Annotated in this window: 12 protein-coding genes; 4 read left to right on the plus strand and 8 right to left on the minus strand. The window is 59.3% G+C overall.

Going from position 1 to position 21,459, the window contains the following annotated elements:
* Positions 1–208: 208 nt before the first annotated feature.
* Positions 209–1,222: an AraC family transcriptional regulator gene (locus ACA044_RS22425; protein ID WP_497443326.1), complete on the plus strand. Its 1,014-nt coding sequence runs from the start codon at positions 209–211 to the stop codon at positions 1,220–1,222.
* A gap of 322 nt (positions 1,223–1,544) precedes the next feature.
* Here the strand turns inward: ACA044_RS22425 and ACA044_RS22430 are convergent, their stop codons facing one another.
* The 5 genes from ACA044_RS22430 to ACA044_RS22450 form a co-directional block, all read right to left on the minus strand.
* Complete coding sequence (locus tag ACA044_RS22430) at positions 1,545–1,904, minus strand: DUF6124 family protein (RefSeq protein ID WP_497443327.1); 360 nt, start codon at positions 1,902–1,904, stop codon at positions 1,545–1,547.
* 615 nt (positions 1,905–2,519) lie between these two features.
* A complete protein-coding gene (locus ACA044_RS22435) occupies positions 2,520–4,859 on the minus strand; it encodes a YncE family protein (protein WP_497443328.1) in 2,340 nt (779 codons plus the stop codon).
* 140 nt (positions 4,860–4,999) lie between these two features.
* The gene (locus ACA044_RS22440; protein ID WP_497443329.1) at positions 5,000–6,346 is read right to left on the minus strand and encodes an ATP-binding protein; all 1,347 of its coding nucleotides are present in this window, start codon (positions 6,344–6,346) and stop codon (positions 5,000–5,002) included.
* Positions 6,343–7,020, minus strand: a complete 678-nt coding sequence (locus tag ACA044_RS22445) for a response regulator (RefSeq protein ID WP_497443330.1) — start codon at positions 7,018–7,020, stop codon at positions 6,343–6,345. Before ACA044_RS22445 ends, ACA044_RS22440 begins: the two co-directional genes overlap by 4 nt.
* 228 nt (positions 7,021–7,248) lie before the next feature.
* Entirely contained in the window at positions 7,249–7,851 is a 603-nt protein-coding gene (locus ACA044_RS22450) for a hypothetical protein (RefSeq protein WP_497443331.1), read from the minus strand.
* Positions 7,852–8,003: 152 nt separating this feature from the next.
* On the opposite strand from ACA044_RS22450, the gene ACA044_RS22455 reads away from it, so the two are divergent.
* Positions 8,004–8,795 (plus strand): dienelactone hydrolase family protein, encoded by a 792-nt coding sequence (locus ACA044_RS22455; RefSeq protein WP_497443332.1) that lies wholly within the window; start codon positions 8,004–8,006, stop codon positions 8,793–8,795.
* A 197-nt stretch (positions 8,796–8,992) separates the two neighbouring features.
* Complete coding sequence (locus ACA044_RS22460; RefSeq protein ID WP_497443333.1) at positions 8,993–9,718, plus strand: 4'-phosphopantetheinyl transferase family protein; 726 nt, start codon at positions 8,993–8,995, stop codon at positions 9,716–9,718.
* 140 nt (positions 9,719–9,858) lie between these two features.
* Here the strand turns inward: ACA044_RS22460 and ACA044_RS22465 are convergent, their stop codons facing one another.
* Positions 9,859–11,469 carry an ATP-binding protein gene (locus ACA044_RS22465; RefSeq protein WP_497443334.1) on the minus strand — a complete coding sequence of 537 codons (1,611 nt, stop codon included), beginning with the start codon at positions 11,467–11,469 and terminating at the stop codon, positions 9,859–9,861.
* The gene (locus ACA044_RS22470) at positions 11,466–12,188 is read right to left on the minus strand and encodes a response regulator (RefSeq protein WP_497443335.1); all 723 of its coding nucleotides are present in this window, start codon (positions 12,186–12,188) and stop codon (positions 11,466–11,468) included. The genes ACA044_RS22465 and ACA044_RS22470 overlap by 4 nt, the downstream gene beginning before the upstream one ends.
* A 732-nt stretch (positions 12,189–12,920) precedes the next feature.
* Between ACA044_RS22470 and ACA044_RS22475 the strand changes: the two genes are divergently transcribed.
* Positions 12,921–15,815 (plus strand): ribonucleoside-diphosphate reductase subunit alpha, encoded by a 2,895-nt coding sequence (locus tag ACA044_RS22475; protein ID WP_497443336.1) that lies wholly within the window; start codon positions 12,921–12,923, stop codon positions 15,813–15,815.
* A gap of 194 nt (positions 15,816–16,009) precedes the next feature.
* Here ACA044_RS22475 and ACA044_RS22480 read toward each other — a convergent pair whose 3' ends face one another.
* Positions 16,010–21,454, minus strand: coding sequence for a beta strand repeat-containing protein (locus ACA044_RS22480; RefSeq protein WP_497443337.1), 5,445 nt, complete (start codon positions 21,452–21,454; stop codon positions 16,010–16,012).
* Positions 21,455–21,459 lie beyond the last annotated feature (5 nt).

Consider the following 21,459-nt stretch of genomic DNA (forward strand, 5'->3'; position numbering starts at 1 on the left):
CAAGGTGCGTGCCATCTTCGAAAAAAAACCTGCCAGCCTTGTGACATCAAGGGTTACAGGTTTTTTTCCGTCCCCCATCGGCTACAACCATGTGGCGGATTTCCGCCCACCTGCCAAAACCTCGTCCTGCAATTTGGCGGATATCCGCCTTGTTCATCGTCGACCGGCACCGCTACCATCCATTGCTCAGTGGACGGACCTGCCCTCTATGCGCGAACGCACTATCGCCAGCCATTTCGCCCGTGCCGCCCTCGGTGGCGCGCGTCGGCGTGGCTACGACTATTCAAGTCTTTTGCAGCAACTGGGGATCAGCCCCGAGTTGCTTGAGGAGCCGCGCGCCCGAATCGCGCCCGAGCAGTTCGCCCGATTGATCCAGGGGCTGTGGCTGGCCCTGGACGACGAATACCTGGGCTTTGGGCAGGCCCCGAGCAAACCCGGTAGCTTCGCGATGATGTGTCACGCGGTGATCCACTGCCGCAATCTCGATAAAGCACTCAATCGCGGCTTATTGTTTTACAGCCTGTTCCCCGGGGCACCCCGGCTGACGCTGAGCCGCGAAGGCGACATGATTCGCCTGAGCCTGGACGATTCACAGCTATGGGACCCGGACCATTTCCTCAGCGAAAGCCTGCTGGTGATCTGGCATCGCCTCGGCAGTTGGCTGATCGGCCAGCGCATTCGCCTGGAGCAGGCCACATTCAGCTACCCAAGGCCCGAACACGGGGCCGAATACGATTTGCTGTTTTCCTGTCCGCTGGGCTTTTCCACCGTGAAGAGCACGACGGCGCAAAGCAGTCTGCTGTTTCACAGTCGCTACCTGAATATGCCGCTGTTGCAGGACGAACGAACCCTCAAGCACTTTCTCGAGCGCTCCCCCGCCGACCTGCTATCGCGCCCAGACGAAGGCGACAGCCTGAGCAGCCAGTTGCGACGCTTGCTCAGCCGCGACAGTGCTCGCTGGCCGGACCTGGAAGCAGTGGCCGCGCACCTGCACATCAGCCCGCAGACGTTGCGTCGGCATTTGCGGGAAGAAGGGACGAGTTTTCAGGAATTGAAGGATCAGTTGCGGCGGGACATTGCGATTTATCACCTGGGGCGTGCGGATCTGTCATTGCAACAGATTGCCGAGCAGCTGGGGTTTTCCGAGCCTTCGGCGTTTCATCGGGCGTTCAAGAAGTGGACGGGGCTTACGCCCGGCGCTTACCGAGCGCAAGAGAACTGATTTTTGCGTTGAATTGACTGGCCCCATCGCGAGCATGCTCGCTCCCACATTGAATCGGCGTCATTCACAAATAATTTGTTCAGCACAGATCCCCTGTGGGAGCGAGCCTGCTCGCGATGAGGCCCAAAAAAACACCGCACAACTATGCAGCCAGCCAAGCTGTTGTGGCGAGGGAGCTTGCTCCCGCTGGGCTGCGAAGCGGCCCCATAACCTACAACCGCATGTTTTCAGGTACGCCGCATACACCGGTTTTACGACGGCTTCGCCGCCGAACGGGGGCAAGCCCCCTCGCCACAGATGCCCAATCACTTCAGATCCAGTGTCAGGCAGGCGGATCGAGGTTATCCAGCACCCGATTCACTGCCAACTCACCGAGCATGACCACCTGTTGTATCCCCAACATCATGTTGCGATGTGGCATGTCCATCAACCCGGCGAACTCACTGAGCATCACGCTGGCTGATGCCAGGGTTTCGCAGGCGTTAACCAGCAGGGTTTCGTTATCGACCTTCGCACCCACATGGTAAATGGTGCTGGGTTTGCGCGGGGTGTCTTTGGGGATTGTCGGTTTGAGGTAGTGATCGAGGGCGCGGTCGGCGGCTTCGTGGAGTTTTTTCGAATCGAGGGATTCGTAGGGAGAGGTTGGATCGGTTTCCGGCGGGTTTGGCGTTGGTTTGAACATAGTGAAACTCCTGACGAGCGAAATATAAGGAGCCATCACCCTCGCTACCAAACGAAGGGTGGAGGCCATACGCAGGTTGGTAGACCGGTCGTCAGGAACCCCGGCGCGTCCGAAGACGCCCCGCGCATGACCACCATAAAACAGAAACGATAAAAGTCTCCGCAAACGGTAGCGCTGTGCAACTGACGGAATCCGGGCTACCAAACCCGATCGCTGTTTTTCAGCGACCGGCAAACGATAGAGCCCGGCCCTTAGGCGCACAAGCCGGCGGATTCTGGCGTAGTCGTAGGCAGCGGCGCAAGGATGTGTAGCCTGAGTGAGTATCTGGAGATGTCTTTTAAACATCGCCGTTTATTGGTCTTGCTGCGGGCTTTATGGTGGATGGGCTGGCCCCTTCGCGAGCAAGCCCGCTCCCACAGGGGATCTGCTGCGAACACAGTATTTGTGAACGACAAAGATCCAGTGTGGGAGCGGGCTTGCTCGCGAAGAGTGGCGGATAAATGCGTCCCCTTTTCCCTTCTTTTGATCGAAAGGAAGGACGGATAAATGCATCCGCCCTCTTCAGGACATGGCGTAGCACCATCCAATAGTTCGAAGGTGCTTCACCGGCCACCCTCAATCAGTTCTCAACACCGAAACGAAGTTGCTAGACGAATTGCATACATACAATCGACCGTCAGGTGTTAAAGCCGCGCCGTGGGAACTACCACCTGTTGCAAATGTGTTGAGCAACGCACCTGATTGGGTGTCGTAAACCTGGCATTTACCTGATGGAGAATCATAGGTGCAAAGATACAGGCGTAAGCCATCAGGACTGAAGGTCCCGGTATAGCTATTGGGTGCAACCGCATGAATGGTGCGACGCGGTCCAAGGGGTTCTGCGTTCATTTCCAACAACGGGGCGTTGGGCTGATTAGACGGGGGTAAAAATATTTGAGTTCCTCTAGGGTCAAGGAGAACAATAGCCCGATGGTTTGCTACCGCGACCTCCTCGATTCTTCTTCCCGTCATGAGATCAATTGCTACCAACTTACTAGGATTTGTACCGTACTCGCAGTAGTAAAAGCGTTGTCCATCCGGACTGATTGCCGCTCCGCTTGTATAGCCTCCCACAGGGAAGGTTTTGATCACTTGGTCCAAACGGGTATCAATTACCTTCACCGCTCCGTGGGTACTGCTATTGGTATGGACGACCAGAAGAGTTCCATCTGAACTCATGGCAACAGAGCCGAAAGAACCTTGCGCCGGGATTCGCTTGAGCACCGTATTTAAAGCCGTATCGATTACCAGGACCTCATGCGGCCCAGCGCTGGCGGCATACATCTTGGCGCCGTCCGGAGTCACAAAAATACCCGCAAAAAAACGCGTATTGAATGTGGTAATGGTGTCGATCAATTGATTGGTCGTGGTATCGATCACCGAGATCGATCCGTCGTGTCCGACATAGGCCCGCAAGCCGTCCGGGCTTATGGCGATTGCTCTCTGGGGCTTGCCTAACGTGATGTTGCCCACAGGCCCTGTAGCTACGACCCTTACCTGCGCTGTGGCGGTGGGCGCGCCATTACTGCTGGCGGCCAAGCTGAAAGTCCCTATACGTTGAGGGCCTTTTACCCCCGCTACCGATACTGCACCGACTGTATCGGTGTTGAAATCACGCTCACCACTGGCACCATCCGGATAAGTGAAACCCTCGGGGAGGATCAAGCGAACAGGTGTATCAGGGACAGGCGTGCCATTGTCGGAAAGGAACAGGTTGATCGCCTTGAGTTGTCCTCCGATAGACACCGTATAGGGTGCGTTGGTAAACGACAATTCAAGCGGTGACGGCCGCTCGCCGATCACCTGCGCCTCGGCGGGTTTCGAGGACGCGATAACGCCCACTCTGATCTGCTCATAACTCGCGGTTACCTTCCCACCCTCCAATACTTTCGCCGCCGGCACTTCAAAAATCGGAAAGTAATCTGTTTTTTCCAACGTGATAACGCCGCTGTGCGTTACATCCGGTCCCGTTGGCGGCGTGCACGTGTAACTGAGTCGAGCACTGTCACCCTTGGCCCACTGCGATGAAGGCGCATGAAATTGTACATATAGAAAATCCTTCACCTTACCCAGATCAATGGTCTGCGGATCATCGGATGGATCGTTCAGAACCTCACTCAACACTGGCGAGGGCAACACGACGCGGTCTACGTGGACGTCAATGTACTGGGTCGCGGATTCAGTGAAATTACCCAGTTGATCGGTAACGGAATAAAAGATCGGCGTTTTAGGGTTATCGTGATTCTGCTGGAATGTGTCGGTGAACAGATGCTGTGTGAGAGGTATTTGGGGATTCTCATCTTCCGGTGTGAGTTCGCGTTCCACGTAAGCGTTGGTGCCGACCCCCAGGCTAATGTTTTCATAAGCTCGGCGGGGGAAATACTCGAACTTGAATTCCACACCACGCGCAGCATCATCCGGGCCGACACCATTCTTCAGAGTTTCTTCAGGAATAGTTAAACGGATGCCATCGGGATCACCGGGTGCCGAGCGGTAATGGAGCACTCTTAGCTCTCGCGACTTTTCGGGATTGCCCGACGGGCGGATTACCTGATAGTAAATCTCGCTGACGCCTTCGAGCAGGCGCGCCTTCGGCACGTACAGGCGAACGCGTTCGTTTTCCTCCCCCCTGGCAATGGTTTTGCCATCCACCAGACGAGCGACCGATGATGCGCTGTGCTTGATGTACAGTTCGATGCGGTCATCCACCGCAACGGTCTCGTTGAAAGACTCTGCCCAAGGGTCCACCAGACACTCGAGCCCCTTCTCACCTTCGGCAAGCGCTATCGGTATGCCGCCGTCCGCTATACCTGCCGGCCTGACAGGCGTGACCCAGCCGGGAATGATGACCGGGTAAAGCAAAAACAAACCGTCCAAATCATTTAAATCGGTAAATTGCGCAGACAGAATGTCCATCGTTCTCTCCAGACACGCGATGAGTCCGAGCTATCCCCGGATCCGAGTACTCATCAAACGTGCGCCAGAGAAAAATGACCACTGTCAGAAATAACAGGTACAGAAGGATTTCCGACGAGCAGCGTGCGCAACAACCGCTCTTAAACCACCGGAAAATGAATCCGGAACGCCGCCCCGCCCATCGGCGAATCCCCCAGCATCAGCTTGGCGCTGTAGCTTTCGATGATGTCCTTGACCACCGCCAACCCAATCCCCTGCCCCGGATGCTGGCGATCCAGCCGCTCGCCACGCTCGAGAATTCGCGCACGCTGGTCCGGTGGTACACCAGGGCCGTCATCTTCAACGCACAACTCAATCCCGCTAAGGGTTTCACGCACGCTGATGCGCACTTCGCCGAGGCACAGGCGATAGGCGTTTTCCAGCAGGTTGCCCATCATTTCCAGCAAGGCGCCTTGCTCGATCGGCACATAACATGGCTCCGGCAGATCGAAAGCGACGCGCACGCGTTTGTCGCGGTAGACCTTGTCCAGGGTGTCGCAGAGGCTTTTCAATATCGGTTGCAGGCGCACCTGATGGCGCACCAAACCGCTTTTGCGCAGGCTGGCGCGTTGCAGCTGATAGCCGATTTGCTGGCTCATGCGTTCGATCTGGGATTGCAGCACCCAGGCCTGATCGCGATCTTCCGGGCGCTGGGCCATGTCCTCGCTGACACCTTGCAATACCGTCAGCGGGGTTTTCAGGCTGTGGGCCAGGTCGTCGAGGGAATCACGATAACGGCTGCGTTGTTCACGCTCACTGTGCAGCAAACGGTTGAGGGAGCCCGTCAGGCGCAGCAGTTCGCGCGGGTGTTCTTCACTGAGGCTTTCGCGGGTGCCTCCTTCGATCTGGTCCAGCTCCTGGCTCAGCCGGCGCAATGCCTGTAACCCCCAGGTCAGTCCAATCCACAGCAACGCGAGCAACACCAACAAGGCTGCGCCGAAGCCCAGGTAAAGGTTTTCCCGCAGGCCTTCGAGGGTGACTTCATACTCGCGCACCGGTTGCAGCGCGACGATGCTGAACGCCGCGCTTTGGCCGCCCAGCAGTTTGACCTCGACGTCATAAACAAAGAACTCCTGACCATCGGCTTCGCTGATCCTCGCGAACTCGCTACCGCGTCCGTCGTAGCGCGGCTTGTAGTTGATCTTCTCTTCCCGAGTGGCCTTTGAGCGCCAGACCAAGTGACCTTCGCGGTCATAGATGTAGCCGAGCAAACGGCTGTCGGTGAGGTTGAAGCGTTCATCGGGCAACTGCGCCGGCATCTGCAAGCGGTTGTTATCCACCCGGGCAGCGGAGATCAGCGTGGTGACGTCCGACGCCAGGCGCTGCTCGATGGAATCCTGCAACGCCAGGCTGAACGCGCCCTGCATCGCCGGCAGCAGCGCCAGCATGAACAGTACCGCCAGGATCGTGGCGGCAAGCATCAAGCGGACACGAAGGGAACGAATCAAGTGCAACGCTCATTGAACAGATAGCCGAGGCCACGCACGGTATCGATCGGCTTGAAGCCGGCCGGGCCTTCGAGTTTGCGGCGCAAGCGGCCGACCAGCACCTCGATCACATTCGGATCGCGCTCGTCGTCGTCCGGGTAGAGCTGCTCCATCAAGCGGTCCTTGGCCACCACTTGCTGGTGATGCCGCATCAGGTACTCGAGGATCCGGTATTCGTAGGCGGTCAGCGCCAGCGGTTGTTCATCGAGGGACGCCTGTTTACGGTTGAGGTCCAGCAGCAAAGGACCGGCGACGATAGTCGACTGGGTGAAACCGCTGGAGCGGCGCAGCAAAGCATTGAGCCGAGCGTCCAGCTCTTCGAACTGGAATGGCTTGACCACGTAGTCGTCGGCCCCGGCGGCGAGGCCTTCGACCTTGTCCTGCCAGTTGCCGCGCGCGGTGAGGATCAGGATCGGAAACGTCTTGCCCCGGGAGCGCAGTTGACGAATCAGGTCGAGCCCGCCCATGCCCGGCAAACCGAGATCGATCACCGCCAAGTCATGATTAAACTGCTCGGCCTGATACAACGCATCGATAGCGTTGGCCACGGACTCGACCACATGGCCGCTATCCGTCAGGCGGGTTTGCAGGTGATGGCGCAACAGCGCTTCATCTTCGACGACCAGTAATTTCATAACACTCTCCTGGGCAAATCAACATCTCCAGAGGCACAGTTTCGCAACTCAATGGTTGACAGGCCGACGCCAGCCAGTTGAACCGCGAAACCTGTGGGAGCGGGCTTGCTCGCGAAAGCGGTGTGTCAGGCGACATCAATGTTGACTGTGCTGCCGTCTTCGCGAGCAAGCCCGCTCCCACAGGGGTTTCGTTTATCTGACGGGCATTGGTGCATGCCCGCGACCCTTTTAGAAAGCGTAGTTGGCAGACAGATACGTCTGGGCGCTGCTGGTCAAATCCAGCGAACCCTGTTTGCTGCCACCGCGCTCGCTCATCTCGGTGCTGGCGTTGCTGCGCAGGTAACGGTAACCCAGCTCGACCGAGGTGTTCTGCGAAACTTGCTGCAATACACCGAACTGGCCGCCCAAGGCGTACCCGATGTCGCTGTCATGACTGAAGCCTGGCGAGTTCTGGCTCAGTTTGGTCAAACCGGCTGTGGCACCGCCGAACAGTTTGGTGCTGGCGCCCACCGGGTAGAACAAATCGTAGCTGCCCAGCAGGTTTTCCTGACGCAGTTTAATGCCATTATGCGAGCCCGACACGTTGTCGTAAGTGGCGTAGTAGCGGCCCTGGCTGTCTTGCTGGCCCAGACGCACGCCCCAGGTGTTGTCCTTGCCGATCACGCCGTCGGCGTTCGGATGGTTGAGGTTGTCGTTCAGGGCGTTGGATTTTTTCACTTTGTCGCTGGTCTGGCCAAAGGTCAGGCCCGCGAAGTTAGTGGTATCGGCGTGGGCGGCAACACTGGCGCCCATCACGGTGAAAGCCAGCAGCAGTTTTTTGAAGGTAGTCATTGGGGAGTTTCCTCATGTGCCATGTGCTTTTCGGGTACGGGGCAAGGTTACTGCCCCCACCCTGTACTCCCCCTGAACGCACTCTGAACCTAAGCTGAATCAAATCGACTACGCTCAATTCACGGTTTTTAATTTAATAAGGAGACCTGATCATGCGCATGTTCCTCGCCCTCGTATTACTGGCTCTGAGCGGGCTCAGCCAGGCCGCCATCAAGACCCAGGAAATTCCCTATCAGAGTGCCGACGGTACGAAGCTGATCGGCTATTACGCCTACGACGACGCCATTAAAGGCCCGCGCCCGGGCGTGGTGGTGGTGCATGAATGGTGGGGCCTCAACGACTACGCCAAGCGCCGCGCCCGTGATCTGGCCGGTTTGGGCTACAGCGCGCTGGCCATCGACATGTTTGGCGACGGCAAGAACACCGAACACGCCAAGGACGCCATGGCGTTCATGCAAGCGGCGTTGAAGGACAGCGCAGCGGCCAATGCGCGGTTTCAGGCCGGGCTCGATTTGCTGAAAAAACAGCCGCAAACCGACCCGAATAAAATCGCCGCCATTGGTTACTGCTTCGGCGGCAAGGTGGTGCTGGATGCGGCACGTCGGGGTTTGCCGTTGGCTGGCGTGGTGAGCTTCCACGGCGCGCTGGCGACCAATACGCCGGCGACACCAGGCAGTGTGAAGACGAAAATCCTTGTGGAGCATGGCACTCTGGACAGCATGGTCACTGCGGATAACGTGGCGACGTTCAAGGCGGAAATGGACAAGGCCGGTGCCGACTACAAGTTTGTCAGCCTCGAAGGCGCCAAGCATGGGTTCACCAATCCCGATGCGGATCGTCTGAGCCATGGCGATCATGGCGGGCCGGACATCGGTTACAGCAAGGTCGCGGATGAGCAGTCGTGGGCGGATATGCAGGCGTTTTTGAAGAAGGTATTTGGTTGATCAGGTAGGCCCTGTGGCGAGGGGGCTTGCCCCCGTTAGGCAGCGAAGCAGCCCTAAAACCTGGAATCGCATTTTGACAGACACACCGCGTTCGCCAGGTTTACGACTGCTTCGCAGCCGAACGGGGGCAAGCCCCCTCGCCACAAAAGCCTTGCTGCCACTACCCAGCCATTGCGCTAGACGGCAAAATGCCTGTCATGAATCCCGTCCCCGCCCTACCCGCCTGCTGCACCCCACTCGACACCCATTGGCCGCTGCCGTTTGTGCTGCCCGATACGGTCCTGCTGGGTACCCACTTCGATACCGCGCAACTGGCCAGCGATGATTTCCAGCGCAGTGCCATCGAGCCGCCTGCGAGCATCCAGCGTTCGGTGGCCAAGCGCCAGGCCGAGTTTCTCGCCGGGCGGGTCTGTGCTCGAGCCGCGTTGCAACAACTGGAAGGGCTGAGTTTCATACCGGCGATTGGCGAAGACCGCGCACCGGTGTGGCCAGCACATATCACCGGTTCGATCACCCACAGCACCGGCCGGGCTGCGGCGATTGTCGCGAACAAGGCCCATTGGCGCGGCTTGGGGATGGACCTGGAAAACCTGCTCGACGCTGAACGGGCCGAACGCCTGGCCGGGGAAATTCTCACCGGGCCTGAGCTGCAACGCATGGCCACCGGGGCTCGCGATCAACTGGCCCTGTGGGTGACGCTGACGTTTTCGGTGAAAGAAAGCCTGTTCAAAGCGCTCTACCCGATCGTTCAGCAGCGCTTCTACTTCGAACACGCCGAAGTGCTGGAGTGGAGCGAGGGTGGTGAAGTACGGTTGCGGTTGCTGACTGACCTGTCCAGTGAATGGCGTAGCGGTACTGAGCTGGATGCGCAGTTTGCAGTGATGGATGGGCAGTTGTTGAGTCTGGTCAGTATCAAGACCTGAAGGCTTTCAGTGTTTGGGGTGGCCTCATCGCGGGCAAGCCCGCTCCCACAGTTTCAGTGGTGTTCACAGATTTTGTGTACGACACGGCCCCTGTGGGAGCGGGCTTGCCCGCGATGAGGCCCTAAAGGACACCAACAATCTCAACGCCGCTCCTGATTCCTCGGCCAGCTCAAACTGAAACAGGCCCCGCCCAGGCTTTTGCTCTTGCCGATCAAGGCTCGCCCGTCATGCCAATGGATGATTCGCCGCACGATCGACAACCCTAACCCATGCCCGCCCGAGGCGCGGGTGCGGCTGTCATCGAGGCGCAGGAACGGGGTGAAGATTTTCTCCCAGGCCTTTTCCGGCACGCCCGGCCCGTCATCCTCGACATCCACCCGACAGCGCTGCTGCCCCACCTGATAACTGACGGTCACCCGTGAATGGGCATGGCGCATGGCGTTGCTCACCAGGTTCTGCAACGCCCGGTGCAAGTAACGCGGCTCGGCCTCGACCCAGGCGCCGTCACAATCGACGGCCGACAGGCACAAGCCGCGCAGCACCGTGACCTCGGCGCGCAGTGGCGCCAGTTCTTCTATCACCTGATTGACCAACGCATCCAGGTCGATCCGCTGGAAATTCAGTGCCGGTGAACCCTGCTCCAGACGGGCATAGGTGAGCATCTCGTCGACCAGCCGATCGAGGTCCTCGATGTCGTGGTCCATCCCTTCGCGGTATTTCTCCTGCGCCTCTGGCGTGGTGGCCGAGCCGATCATCTCCAGGCCAAAACGCAAGCGCGCCACCGGCGTGCGCAACTCGTGAGACACGGCGCGCACCAGTTCTCGCTGAATCGCCAACAATTGCTGCAAGTGCTCGGCCATGCCGTTGAACGCCGAGGCCAGGCGCCCCACCGAGTCCGCGCCGCGTGCTGGTACGCGGGTTTCCAGGCTGCCCTGGGCGATGCGTGTGGCGGCGGCTTCCAGCCCGCGCAAACGGCGCTCGAGTTGACGCACCAATAGATAGACAATCAAACCGATCAGGCTCAGGCCAAGGGCCGCGATCAGCACCAGCCACTCGGGCGGATAAGGATTCATCTGATACAGCGGGCCGATTTCCAACACCCACGGCGTACCGACCATGCCGGCAAACACCCGGATCGAATCGCCGCCCTTGCCCAGCGCCATCACCGTGTCGCCTTCGGATACGCGGCGGCTCTGGTCGTCGTCCATGTCGGCCTGATCGACCGTGACCAGCCGCAGATCAAAGCCGAAACCCTTCTGTTCCTTTAACTGCGCCAGACGCTTGGGCTGCTCGGCCACCGGGACGCGCACCAGCTCATCGGCCAACAGATAAATGGTCGCTCGCGCCAGTTGCTCGCTGATCTGCTGGACTTCGCCTGTGAGCACCAGCTGTTCCTTGTCACTGACCAAGCGATAAACCTTCGCCGCATGCGGACCGGTCTGCTCCACCAGTGCCTGACCGCGCAGCACGCGGGTGCGCTGTGTGAGGTCGAGGTCGGTCTGGGGAAACGTCTTCAGCGCCAGCGGAATCCCCAGCAAACGCCCCCACACCAGCAAGGCCCGGTGGCGCTCGGTTTCGTTCATCGGCTGCAGGTTGTCAGCCATCAGCGAGAACGTGCCGTGGGCCAGGCGCTCACGGTACTGCTCGCTGCGCACCTGGTTGAGCAGGTGCAAGGCCAGCACACCGAGCACGGCCACCAGAATCAGCGCCGCGCACATGCCGCCATAAATGCGCAGGAAGATCGAGTTCACAACGACAGGTCTGCGCAGGCTTCGGGAACGAAAAGATAGCCTTTGCTGCGGATGGTTTTGATCAGCCGCGGATGCTCCGGGTCATCGCCGATCTTGGGGCGGATGCGCGAGATGCGCACGTCGATGGAACGGTCCTGGCCGTCATAACCGATACCGCGCAGCGCGGTGAAAATTTCTTCGCGAGACAGGATACGCCCGGCGTTGGCCACCAGCAGCCACAGCAAATCGAACTCGGCGCTGGTCAACTCGATGCCTTTGTCATGCAGCCAGGCTTCGCGCAATGCGTTGTCCACCACCAGCGGGCCGAACTGTAGTCGCCGTTGTTTTTCCGGGGCCACTTCAGAGGGTTCACTACGCCGCAGCAGGGCTTGAATACGCGCCAGCAACAAACGCGGACGCACCGGTTTGCACACGTAGTCGTCGGCGCCCAGGTCCAGGCCGAGAATCTGATCGGAGTCATCGGTGCGCGCGGTGAGCATCAGGATCGGGCCATCATAGCGGTCGCGAACCTTGCGGCAGATGCTCAGGCCATCTTCGCCCGGCAGCATCAGGTCGAGGATCACCAGGTCCGGCTGTTCATTGATGATGCGTGCCACCGCCAGGGCGCCATTGCCCTCGATCGCCACGCGCAGGCCGTTGGCTTCCAGGTAATCGCGGGTCAGTTCGGCCAGACGCTGGTCGTCCTCGACAATCAATACCTGCCAGGCTTCTTGCTCCACGATGACCTCTGCTTGCCAACACCACTGATAAGGAAGGATCCGCCCGTCTTTTTGTAATGATTGGGGAGGATAAGAATGCATCTGCATCGGCCGATTGTATAAACGCCACTCGCCGAGAACACAAGCCGGTAAATGCGTTCGGACACAACGGTTTTTTGTGATAGGGTTCGCGCCCTTAAAAATCCGGATGACTGTTTTCAGTCGCTGAAAATCAGTGAAAAACGGTCGGCTCCAGCTAGGTCGCGGCCTACACGCCTGTTCCCTCTTTCACACACAATTTACGCACAGGTTTATCCACAGGTAGTACGTTGCAATCACCCCCCAAAACGCATTATCTTGTACCTCGGCGCTCAAAAACCCCTACATGTAGGGGTTTACGCCAAAAACCAAACACAAACCGGACACCGATTTCAAGCGCTTTTATTGCCTCTTTCCGGTTGAACCAAACGTATTTTCGAAAGACCAAACCGCGCGTGCGGATGGCTACTGTTTTTAAGCCCGAAACGGCGATAACGGTACGGGTGTTGCAGTCATTTACTGCCGCCCAAAACGGAATTCGGTTTCAGGCCTAGGGCGTGACACCAAAGACTTCGGCATGGAAGCGGCATCAATAGCCTTCTTCCTACTGTCCCGAAGTTGTTATACCCGGCGTTCGCCGGTTGTAGTGCTTCAGGACAGAACGGTGGGCACCGTGATGGTGCCCAAACAAACATAGAGAACGTGGAGACACCCATGCAAACCGACACAACTCGCGAGAACCCGCAGGGCACCTTGCCGCAGGCCGCCGATTCGAATTCGGATCTGTCCGCCACCGCGCCTGGCCAGCTGCGCGTGATCAAGCGTAACGGCACTGTCGTTCCTTACACCGATGACAAGATCACCGTCGCCATCACCAAAGCGTTTCTTGCAGTTGAGGGCGGCACCGCTGCCGCTTCGTCGCGCATCCACGACACCGTTGCCCGCCTGACCGAACAGGTCACCGCGACCTTCAAGCGTCGCATGCCATCGGGCGGCACCATCCACATCGAAGAAATCCAGGACCAGGTCGAACTGGCCCTGATGCGTGCCGGCGAGCAGAAAGTAGCCCGCGACTACGTGATCTACCGTGACGCCCGTTCCAAGGAACGTGCCGTACGCGCCCCAGCCGAAGAAGCCGTCAACGCCCACCCATCGATCCGCATCACCCGCGCCGATGGCAGCCTTGCACCTTTGGACATGGGTCGTCTGAACACCATCGTCACCGAAGCCTGCGAAGGCCTGGAAGAAGTCGACGGCGACCTGATCCAGCGCGAAACCCTGAAAAACCTGTACGACGGCGTGGCCCTGAGCGACGTCAACACCGCCCTGGTGATGACCGCCCGTACGCTGGTCGAGCGTGAACCGAACTACTCGTTCGTGACCGCCCGCCTGCTGATGGACACCCTGCGTGCCGAAGGCCTGAACTTCCTGGAAGTCGCCGAGAGCGCGACCCACCACGAAATGGTCGACCTGTACGCCAAGGCGCTGCCGGCGTACATCGCCAAAGGTATCGAGTTCGAATTGCTGAACCCGATCCTGGCCACTTTTGACCTGGAAAAACTCGGCAAGGCCATCAACCACGAGCGCGATCAGCAGTTCACGTACCTGGGCCTGCAAACCCTGTACGACCGTTACTTCATCCACAAGGACGGTATCCGCTTCGAACTGCCACAGATTTTCTTCATGCGCGTGGCCATGGGCCTGGCGATCGAAGAGAAGCAGAAAGAAGACCGTGCGATCGAGTTCTACAACCTGCTGTCGTCCTTCGACTACATGTCCTCGACCCCGACCCTGTTCAACGCCGGCACCCTGCGCCCACAGCTGTCGAGCTGCTACCTGACCACCGTGCCGGATGACCTGTCGGGCATCTACCACGCGATCCACGACAACGCCATGTTGTCGAAATTCGCGGGCGGCCTGGGCAACGACTGGACGCCGGTTCGTGCGCTGGGTTCGTACATCAAGGGCACCAACGGCAAATCCCAGGGCGTTGTACCGTTCCTGAAAGTGGTGAACGACACCGCCGTCGCCGTTAACCAGGGTGGCAAGCGCAAAGGCGCTGTGTGTGCCTACCTGGAAACCTGGCACATGGACATCGAAGAGTTCATCGAACTGCGCAAGAACACCGGTGATGACCGTCGTCGTACCCACGACATGAACACCGCCAACTGGATCCCTGACCTGTTCATGAAGCGCGTCTTCGATGACGGCCCGTGGACCCTGTTCTCGCCATCCGAAGTGCCGGATCTGCACGACCTGACCGGCAAGGCCTTCGAAGAGCGTTACGAGTACTACGAAGCCCTGTCCCAGTACCCAGGCAAGATCAAGCTGTTCAAGACCATTCAGGCCAAAGACCTGTGGCGCAAAATGCTGTCCATGCTGTTTGAAACCGGCCACCCATGGCTGACCTTCAAAGACCCGTGCAACCTGCGCAGCCCGCAGCAGCACGTGGGCGTGGTTCACAGCTCGAACCTGTGCACCGAGATCACCTTGAACACCAACAAGGACGAGATCGCCGTTTGCAACCTAGGCTCGATCAACCTGCCGAACCACATCGTGGACGGCAAGCTGGACACCGCCAAGCTGCAACGCACCGTGAACACCGCTGTGCGCATGCTCGATAACGTGATCGACATCAACTACTACTCGGTGCCGCAAGCGAAGAACTCCAACTTCAAGCACCGTCCGGTCGGTCTGGGCATCATGGGCTTCCAGGACGCTTTGTACCTGCAGCACATTCCTTACGGTTCCGACGCTGCCGTCGAGTTCGCCGACAAGTCGATGGAAGCGGTCAGCTACTACGCGATCCAGGCGTCCTGCGACCTGGCCGACGAGCGCGGCGCCTACGAGACGTTCCAGGGTTCGCTGTGGTCCAAAGGCATCCTGCCGCTGGATTCGCAACAGATCCTGATCGAGCAACGTGGCCAGAAGTACATCGACGTTGACCTGAACGAATCCCTGGACTGGGCACCGGTTCGTGCCCGCGTTCAGAAAGGTATTCGTAACTCCAACATCATGGCCATCGCACCGACCGCGACCATCGCCAACATCACTGGCGTATCGCAGTCGATCGAACCGACCTACCAGAACCTCTATGTGAAATCGAACCTGTCGGGCGAATTCACCGTGATCAACCCGTACCTGGTTCGCGACCTGAAGGCTCGCGGCCTGTGGGACTCGGTCATGATCAACGACCTGAAGTACTACGACGGTTCGGTGCAACAGATCGAGCGCATCCCGCAAGAACTCAAAGAGCTCTACGCGACTGCCTTCGAAGTGGACACCAAGTGGATCGTCGACGCCGCCAGCCGTCGTCAGAAGTGGATCGACCAGGCTCAGTCCCTGAACCTGTACATCGCCGGCGCTTCGGGCAAGAAGCTGGACGTGACCTACCGCATGGCCTGGTACCGTGGTCTGAAAACCACTTACTACCTCCGTGCCCTGGCCGCGACCAGCACCGAGAAGTCGACCATCAACACCGGTAAGCTGAACGCTGTTTCCAGCGGCGGCAACCACGGTGACGACTCGGTCCTGGCAGCTCCTGCCGGTCCTGCTCCAGTGCCGAAGGCGTGCGCCATCGACGAGCCGGATTGCGAAGCTTGCCAATAAGCTGAGCTGGTGAGCGCTGAAAGGCGCTTACTCGAACCCCCCGATGAGCCTCTGGCTTGTCGGGGGTTTTCTTTTGTCTGGGGAAAAACCATGGCAAAAAAAACGGCAAAACCCGAATTGCAGGTTTTGCCGTTTGTGTTTACAACCGCAACATCCATCAAACCTCGACGGATGTTGCCGCTACGTTGCGACGCTTAAACCGGAATGGTGAAAGAGTCTCCGTTGTTGGTCATGAACGTCTCGATGGTGTTGGATCCGGCATACCAGTCCTTCAGGAATACCCCGGAGTCCAGGTTACCGCTCTGGTAATCGGCAGCGTTGAAGATGTAGGCACCCAGGTCGTTTTGGACCACCCGAACATCGCTGAGACTCTGGATGTTTTTCAGGGTGACGGTGTCGATGCCGCTAGTGCCGTCATCGAAGATGGCGACCATGGTTTTGGAGGAAACAAAGTACGCATCGCTTCCCTCACCGCCATACCCGTCACCCGAAGAGCTCAGATACAACTTATCGGCACCCGCACCGCCACGCAGCTCATAACCATGGCTCAACCCCATCAACGTGTCGTTTCCGTCGCCCCCGTCAGCAATACCCGACAGGACGGTGATGTTGTCATTACCGGCTTCGCCATAAAAGACCGAACCGACGTCATGGTTGTGACCGATGATGTAATCATCACCGTTACCGCCATAAATGGTATCGGCCTGGTCGGCACTTGAAGACGTCACCGCCAGCGCCCCCGTTACAGTGAAGCTGTCGCCGTACAAAATGTCGTTGCCATCACCGCCATAAAGAGTGTCGTTACCGGCACCGCCTTCCAGCATGTTGGCGTAGGTATTGCCAGTCAGTGTGTCATCGAAGGTAGAGCCGACCAGGTTATCGATGTTATTGAGCACATCGCCCTGAGCATCGCCCCCAGTGCCGGTGCCAGTCAGCAAATTGACCTGAACCGCGTCGGAGCTATTCACGTACCAGGCTGCGTCACCACGGCCCACACCGGTCAAGACGTCAGCACCGCCACCACCCACAAAACTTTCGACCGCGCCGGCACTGCCGGTGAAGGTGTCATCGTAGTTCGAGCCCTGAAACGCTTCGATGGCGGTGTAAACATCGCCTGCTGCAACACCGGTAAGCACCGCCGCGCTCAGATCAAGGGTGACACCCGAGCTCTCTGCTGCAAAGCTCAGAATATCGGTACCCGAACCGCCATCGAAGCGGTCGATGCCATCGCCACCGACAAAGATATCGTGGCCGTTTGAACCTTTGATCAGCTCGATACCCGCGTAAGTGTCGCCAGCAGCGATACCTGTATTGATACCGGTTTTGGTATTGATCGTCACGCCGCCAGGGCTATCGGCGTAGCTGACAGTGTCATTGCCATCGCCGCCAATGAACTGGTCCGCACCGGCACCGCCGAGCAATGTGTCGTTACCTGCTCCGCCGGTGATGATGTTGTCACTGGCATTACCCGTACCGGTGAAATTGCCGGTGCCGGTGAAGGTCAGGCGCTCGACGTTGTTGGCCAGCACTTGCGTGTTGAGCTGGGTGCGCACTTCGTCGTCACCGCCGCCGACCTGCTCGACGACCGTCGCGCCCTGATTGGTGATGACGTACACGTCGTCGCCAGCGCCGCCTTCCAGGATATGGATCGGGCTGTAGCCGGCCAGGGTGTCGTTGAACACCGAGCCCACTACCCGCTCGATGCCCACGTAGCTGTCGCCCTGCGCATCACCACCGGTGCCCTTGCCGGTCAGGAAGTTCACGTCCACCGCACTGCTCGAGCCGGAGTAGTCCACGGTATCAGTACCGCCGGAGCCGTCGAAAGTATCGACGGCGGCGCCACTGATAAAGGTGTCGCTGCCCGAACCGCCCTGCAGGATTTCAATTCCCACGTAGGTGTCGTCAGCAGCCAGACCGAGGTTGATCCCGGTTTTGGTGTTGATGGTCACCGACTGGATACCAGCGTCGCTGTAACTCACCGTGTCCGTGCCGGCACCACCGATAAACTGATCGGCACCGCCAGCACCACGCAGGATGTCGTTACCCGCTCCGCCGGTGATGATGTTGTCCGAGGCGTTGCCGGTCCCGTTGAAAACACCGGTGCCGGTGAAGGTCAGGCGCTCGACGTTGTTGGCCAGCACTTGCGTGTTGAGCTGGGTGCGCACTTCGTCGTCACCGCCGCCGACCTGCTCGACGACCGTCGCGCCCTGATTGGTGATGACGTACACGTCGTCGCCAGCGCCGCCTTCCAGGATATGGATCGGGCTGTAGCCGGCCAGGGTGTCGTTGAACACCGAGCCCACTACCCGCTCGATGCCCACGTAGCTGTCGCCCTGCGCATCACCACCGGTGCCCTTGCCGGTCAGGAAGTTCACGTCCACCGCACTGCTCGAGCCGGAGTAGTCCACGGTATCAGTACCGCCGGAGCCGTCGAAAGTATCGACGGCGGCGCCACTGATAAAGGTGTCGCTGCCCGAACCGCCCTGCAGGATTTCAATTCCCACGTAGGTGTCGTCAGCAGCCAGACCGAGGTTGATCCCGGTTTTGGTGTTGATGGTCACCGACTGGATACCAGCGTCGCTGTAACTCACCGTGTCCGTGCCGGCACCACCGATAAACTGATCGGCACCGCCAGCACCACGCAGGATGTCGTTACCCGCTCCGCCGGTGATGATGTTGTCCGAGGCGTTGCCGGTCCCGTTGAAAACACCGGTGCCGGTGAAGGTCAGGCGCTCGACGTTGTTGGCCAGCACTTGCGTGTTGAGCTGGGTGCGCACTTCGTCGTCACCGCCGCCGACCTGCTCGACGACCGTCGCGCCCTGATTGGTGATGATGTACACATCATTGCCAGCACCACCTTCCAGTATCTGGGTCGTGCTGTAGCCGGTCAGGGTGTCGTTGAATGCCGAGCCCACAACCCGCTCGATGCCCACGTAGCTGTCGCCCTGCGCATCACCGCCGGCGCCCTTGCCGGTCAGGAAGTTCACGTCCACCGCACTGCTCGAGCCGGAGTAGTCCACGGTATCAGTACCGCCGGAGCCGTCGAAGGTATCGACGGCGGCACCACTGATAAAGGTGTCGCTGCCCGAACCGCCCTGCAGGATTTCAATTCCCACGTAGGTGTCGTCAGCAGCCAGACCGAGGTTGATCCCGGTTTTGGTGTTGATGGTCACCGACTGGATACCAGCGTCGCTGTAACTCACCGTGTCCGTGCCGGCACCACCGATAAACTGATCAGCACCGCCAGCACCACGCAGGATGTCGTTACCCGCTCCGCCGGTGATGATGTTGTCCGAGGCGTTGCCGGTCCCGTTGAAAACACCGGTGCCGGTGAAGGTCAGGCGCTCGACGTTGTTGGCCAGCACTTGCGTGTTGAGCTGGGTGCGCACTTCGTCGTCACCGCCGCCGACCTGCTCGACGACCGTCGCGCCCTGATTGGTGATGATGTACACATCATTGCCAGCACCACCTTCCAGTATCTGGGTCGTGCTGTAGCCGGTCAGGGTGTCGTTGAACGACGAGCCCACTACCCGCTCGATGCCCACGTAGCTGTCGCCCTGCGCATCACCGCCGGTGCCCTTGCCGGTCAGGAAGTTCACGTCCACCGCACTGCTCGAGCCGGAGTAGTCCACGGTATCAGTACCGCCGGAGCCGTCGAAAGTATCGACGGCGGCGCCACTGATAAAGGTGTCGCTGCCCGAACCGCCCTGCAGGATTTCAATTCCCACGTAGGTGTCGTCAGCAGCCAGACCGAGGTTGATCCCGGTTTTGGTGTTGATGGTCACCGACTGGATACCAGCGTCGCTGTAACTCACCGTGTCCGTGCCGGCACCACCGATAAACTGATCAGCACCGCCAGCACCGCGCAGGATGTCGTTACCCGCTCCGCCGGTGATGATGTTGTCACTGGCATTACCCGTACCGGTGAAATTGCCGGTGCCGGTGAAGGTCAGGCGCTCGACGTTGTTGGCCAGCACTTGCGTGTTGAGCTGGGTGCGCACTTCGTCGTCACCGCCGCCGACCTGCTCGACGACCGTCGCGCCCTGATTGGTGATGACGTACACGTCGTCGCCAGCGCCGCCTTCCAGGATATGGATCGGGCTGTAGCCGGCCAGGGTGTCGTTGAACACCGAGCCCACTACCCGCTCGATGCCCACGTAGCTGTCGCCCTGCGCATCACCACCGGTGCCCTTGCCGGTCAGGAAGTTCACGTCCACCGCACTGCTCGAGCCGGAGTAGTCCACGGTATCAGTACCGCCGGAGCCGTCGAAAGTATCGACGGCGGCGCCACTGATAAAGGTGTCGCTGCCCGAACCGCCCTGCAGGATTTCAATTCCCACGTAGGTGTCGTCAGCAGCCAGACCGAGGTTGATCCCGGTTTTGGTGTTGATGGTCACCGACTGGATACCAGCGTCGCTGTAACTCACCGTGTCCGTGCCGGCACCACCGATAAACTGATCGGCACCGCCAGCACCACGCAGGATGTCGTTACCCGCTCCGCCGGTGATGATGTTGTCCGAGGCGTTGCCGGTCCCGTTGAAAACACCGGTGCCGGTGAAGGTCAGGCGCTCGACGTTGTTGGCCAGCACTTGCGTGTTGAGCTGGGTGCGCACTTCGTCGTCACCGCCGCCGACCTGCTCGACGACCGTCGCGCCCTGATTGGTGATGATGTACACATCATTGCCAGCACCACCTTCCAGTATCTGGGTCGTGCTGTAGCCGGTCAGGGTGTCGTTGAATGCCGAGCCCACAACCCGCTCGATGCCCACGTAGCTGTCGCCCTGCGCATCACCGCCGGCGCCCTTGCCGGTCAGGAAGTTCACGTCCACCGCACTGCTCGAGCCGGAGTAGTCCACGGTATCAGTACCGCCGGAGCCGTCGAAGGTATCGACGGCGGCACCACTGATGAACGTGTCGCTGCCCGAACCGCCCTGCAGGATTTCAATTCCCACGTAGGTGTCGTCAGCAGCCAGACCGAGGTTGATCCCGGTTTTGGTGTTGATGGTCACCGACTGGATACCAGCGTCGCTGTAACTCACCGTGTCCGTGCCGGCACCACCGATAAACTGATCGGCACCGCCAGCACCACGCAGGATGTCGTTACCCGCTCCGCCGGTGATGATGTTGTCCGAGGCGTTGCCGGTCCCGTTGAAAACACCGGTGCCGGTGAAGGTCAGGCGCTCGACGTTGTTGGCCAGCACTTGCGTGTTGAGCTGGGTGCGCACTTCGTCGTCACCGCCGCCGACCTGCTCGACGACCGTCGCGCCCTGATTGGTGATGATGTACACATCATTGCCAGCACCACCTTCCAGTATCTGGGTCGTGCTGTAGCCGGTCAGGGTGTCGTTGAACGACGAGCCCACTACACGTTCGATGCCTAGGTAGGTATCGCCTTGGGCGTCACCGCCGGTGCCCTTGCCGGTGAGCAAATCTACGTTAACTGCGGTCGTCGAGTTCACATAGGAAACTGTATCGGTACCCGCACCACCATTCAAAACATCGGCACCCGCACCACCATCCAGCAAATCATTCCCTGCCCCGCCATCCAGCGAGTCATTCCCTGCCAACCCATAGAGCTCATCCGCACCCGTAGTACCTACCAGAGTATCCGTACCCGATGTCCCATTAATCACTGCCATTTTTT

The organism is Pseudomonas sp. LBUM1673, assembly GCF_059695645.1.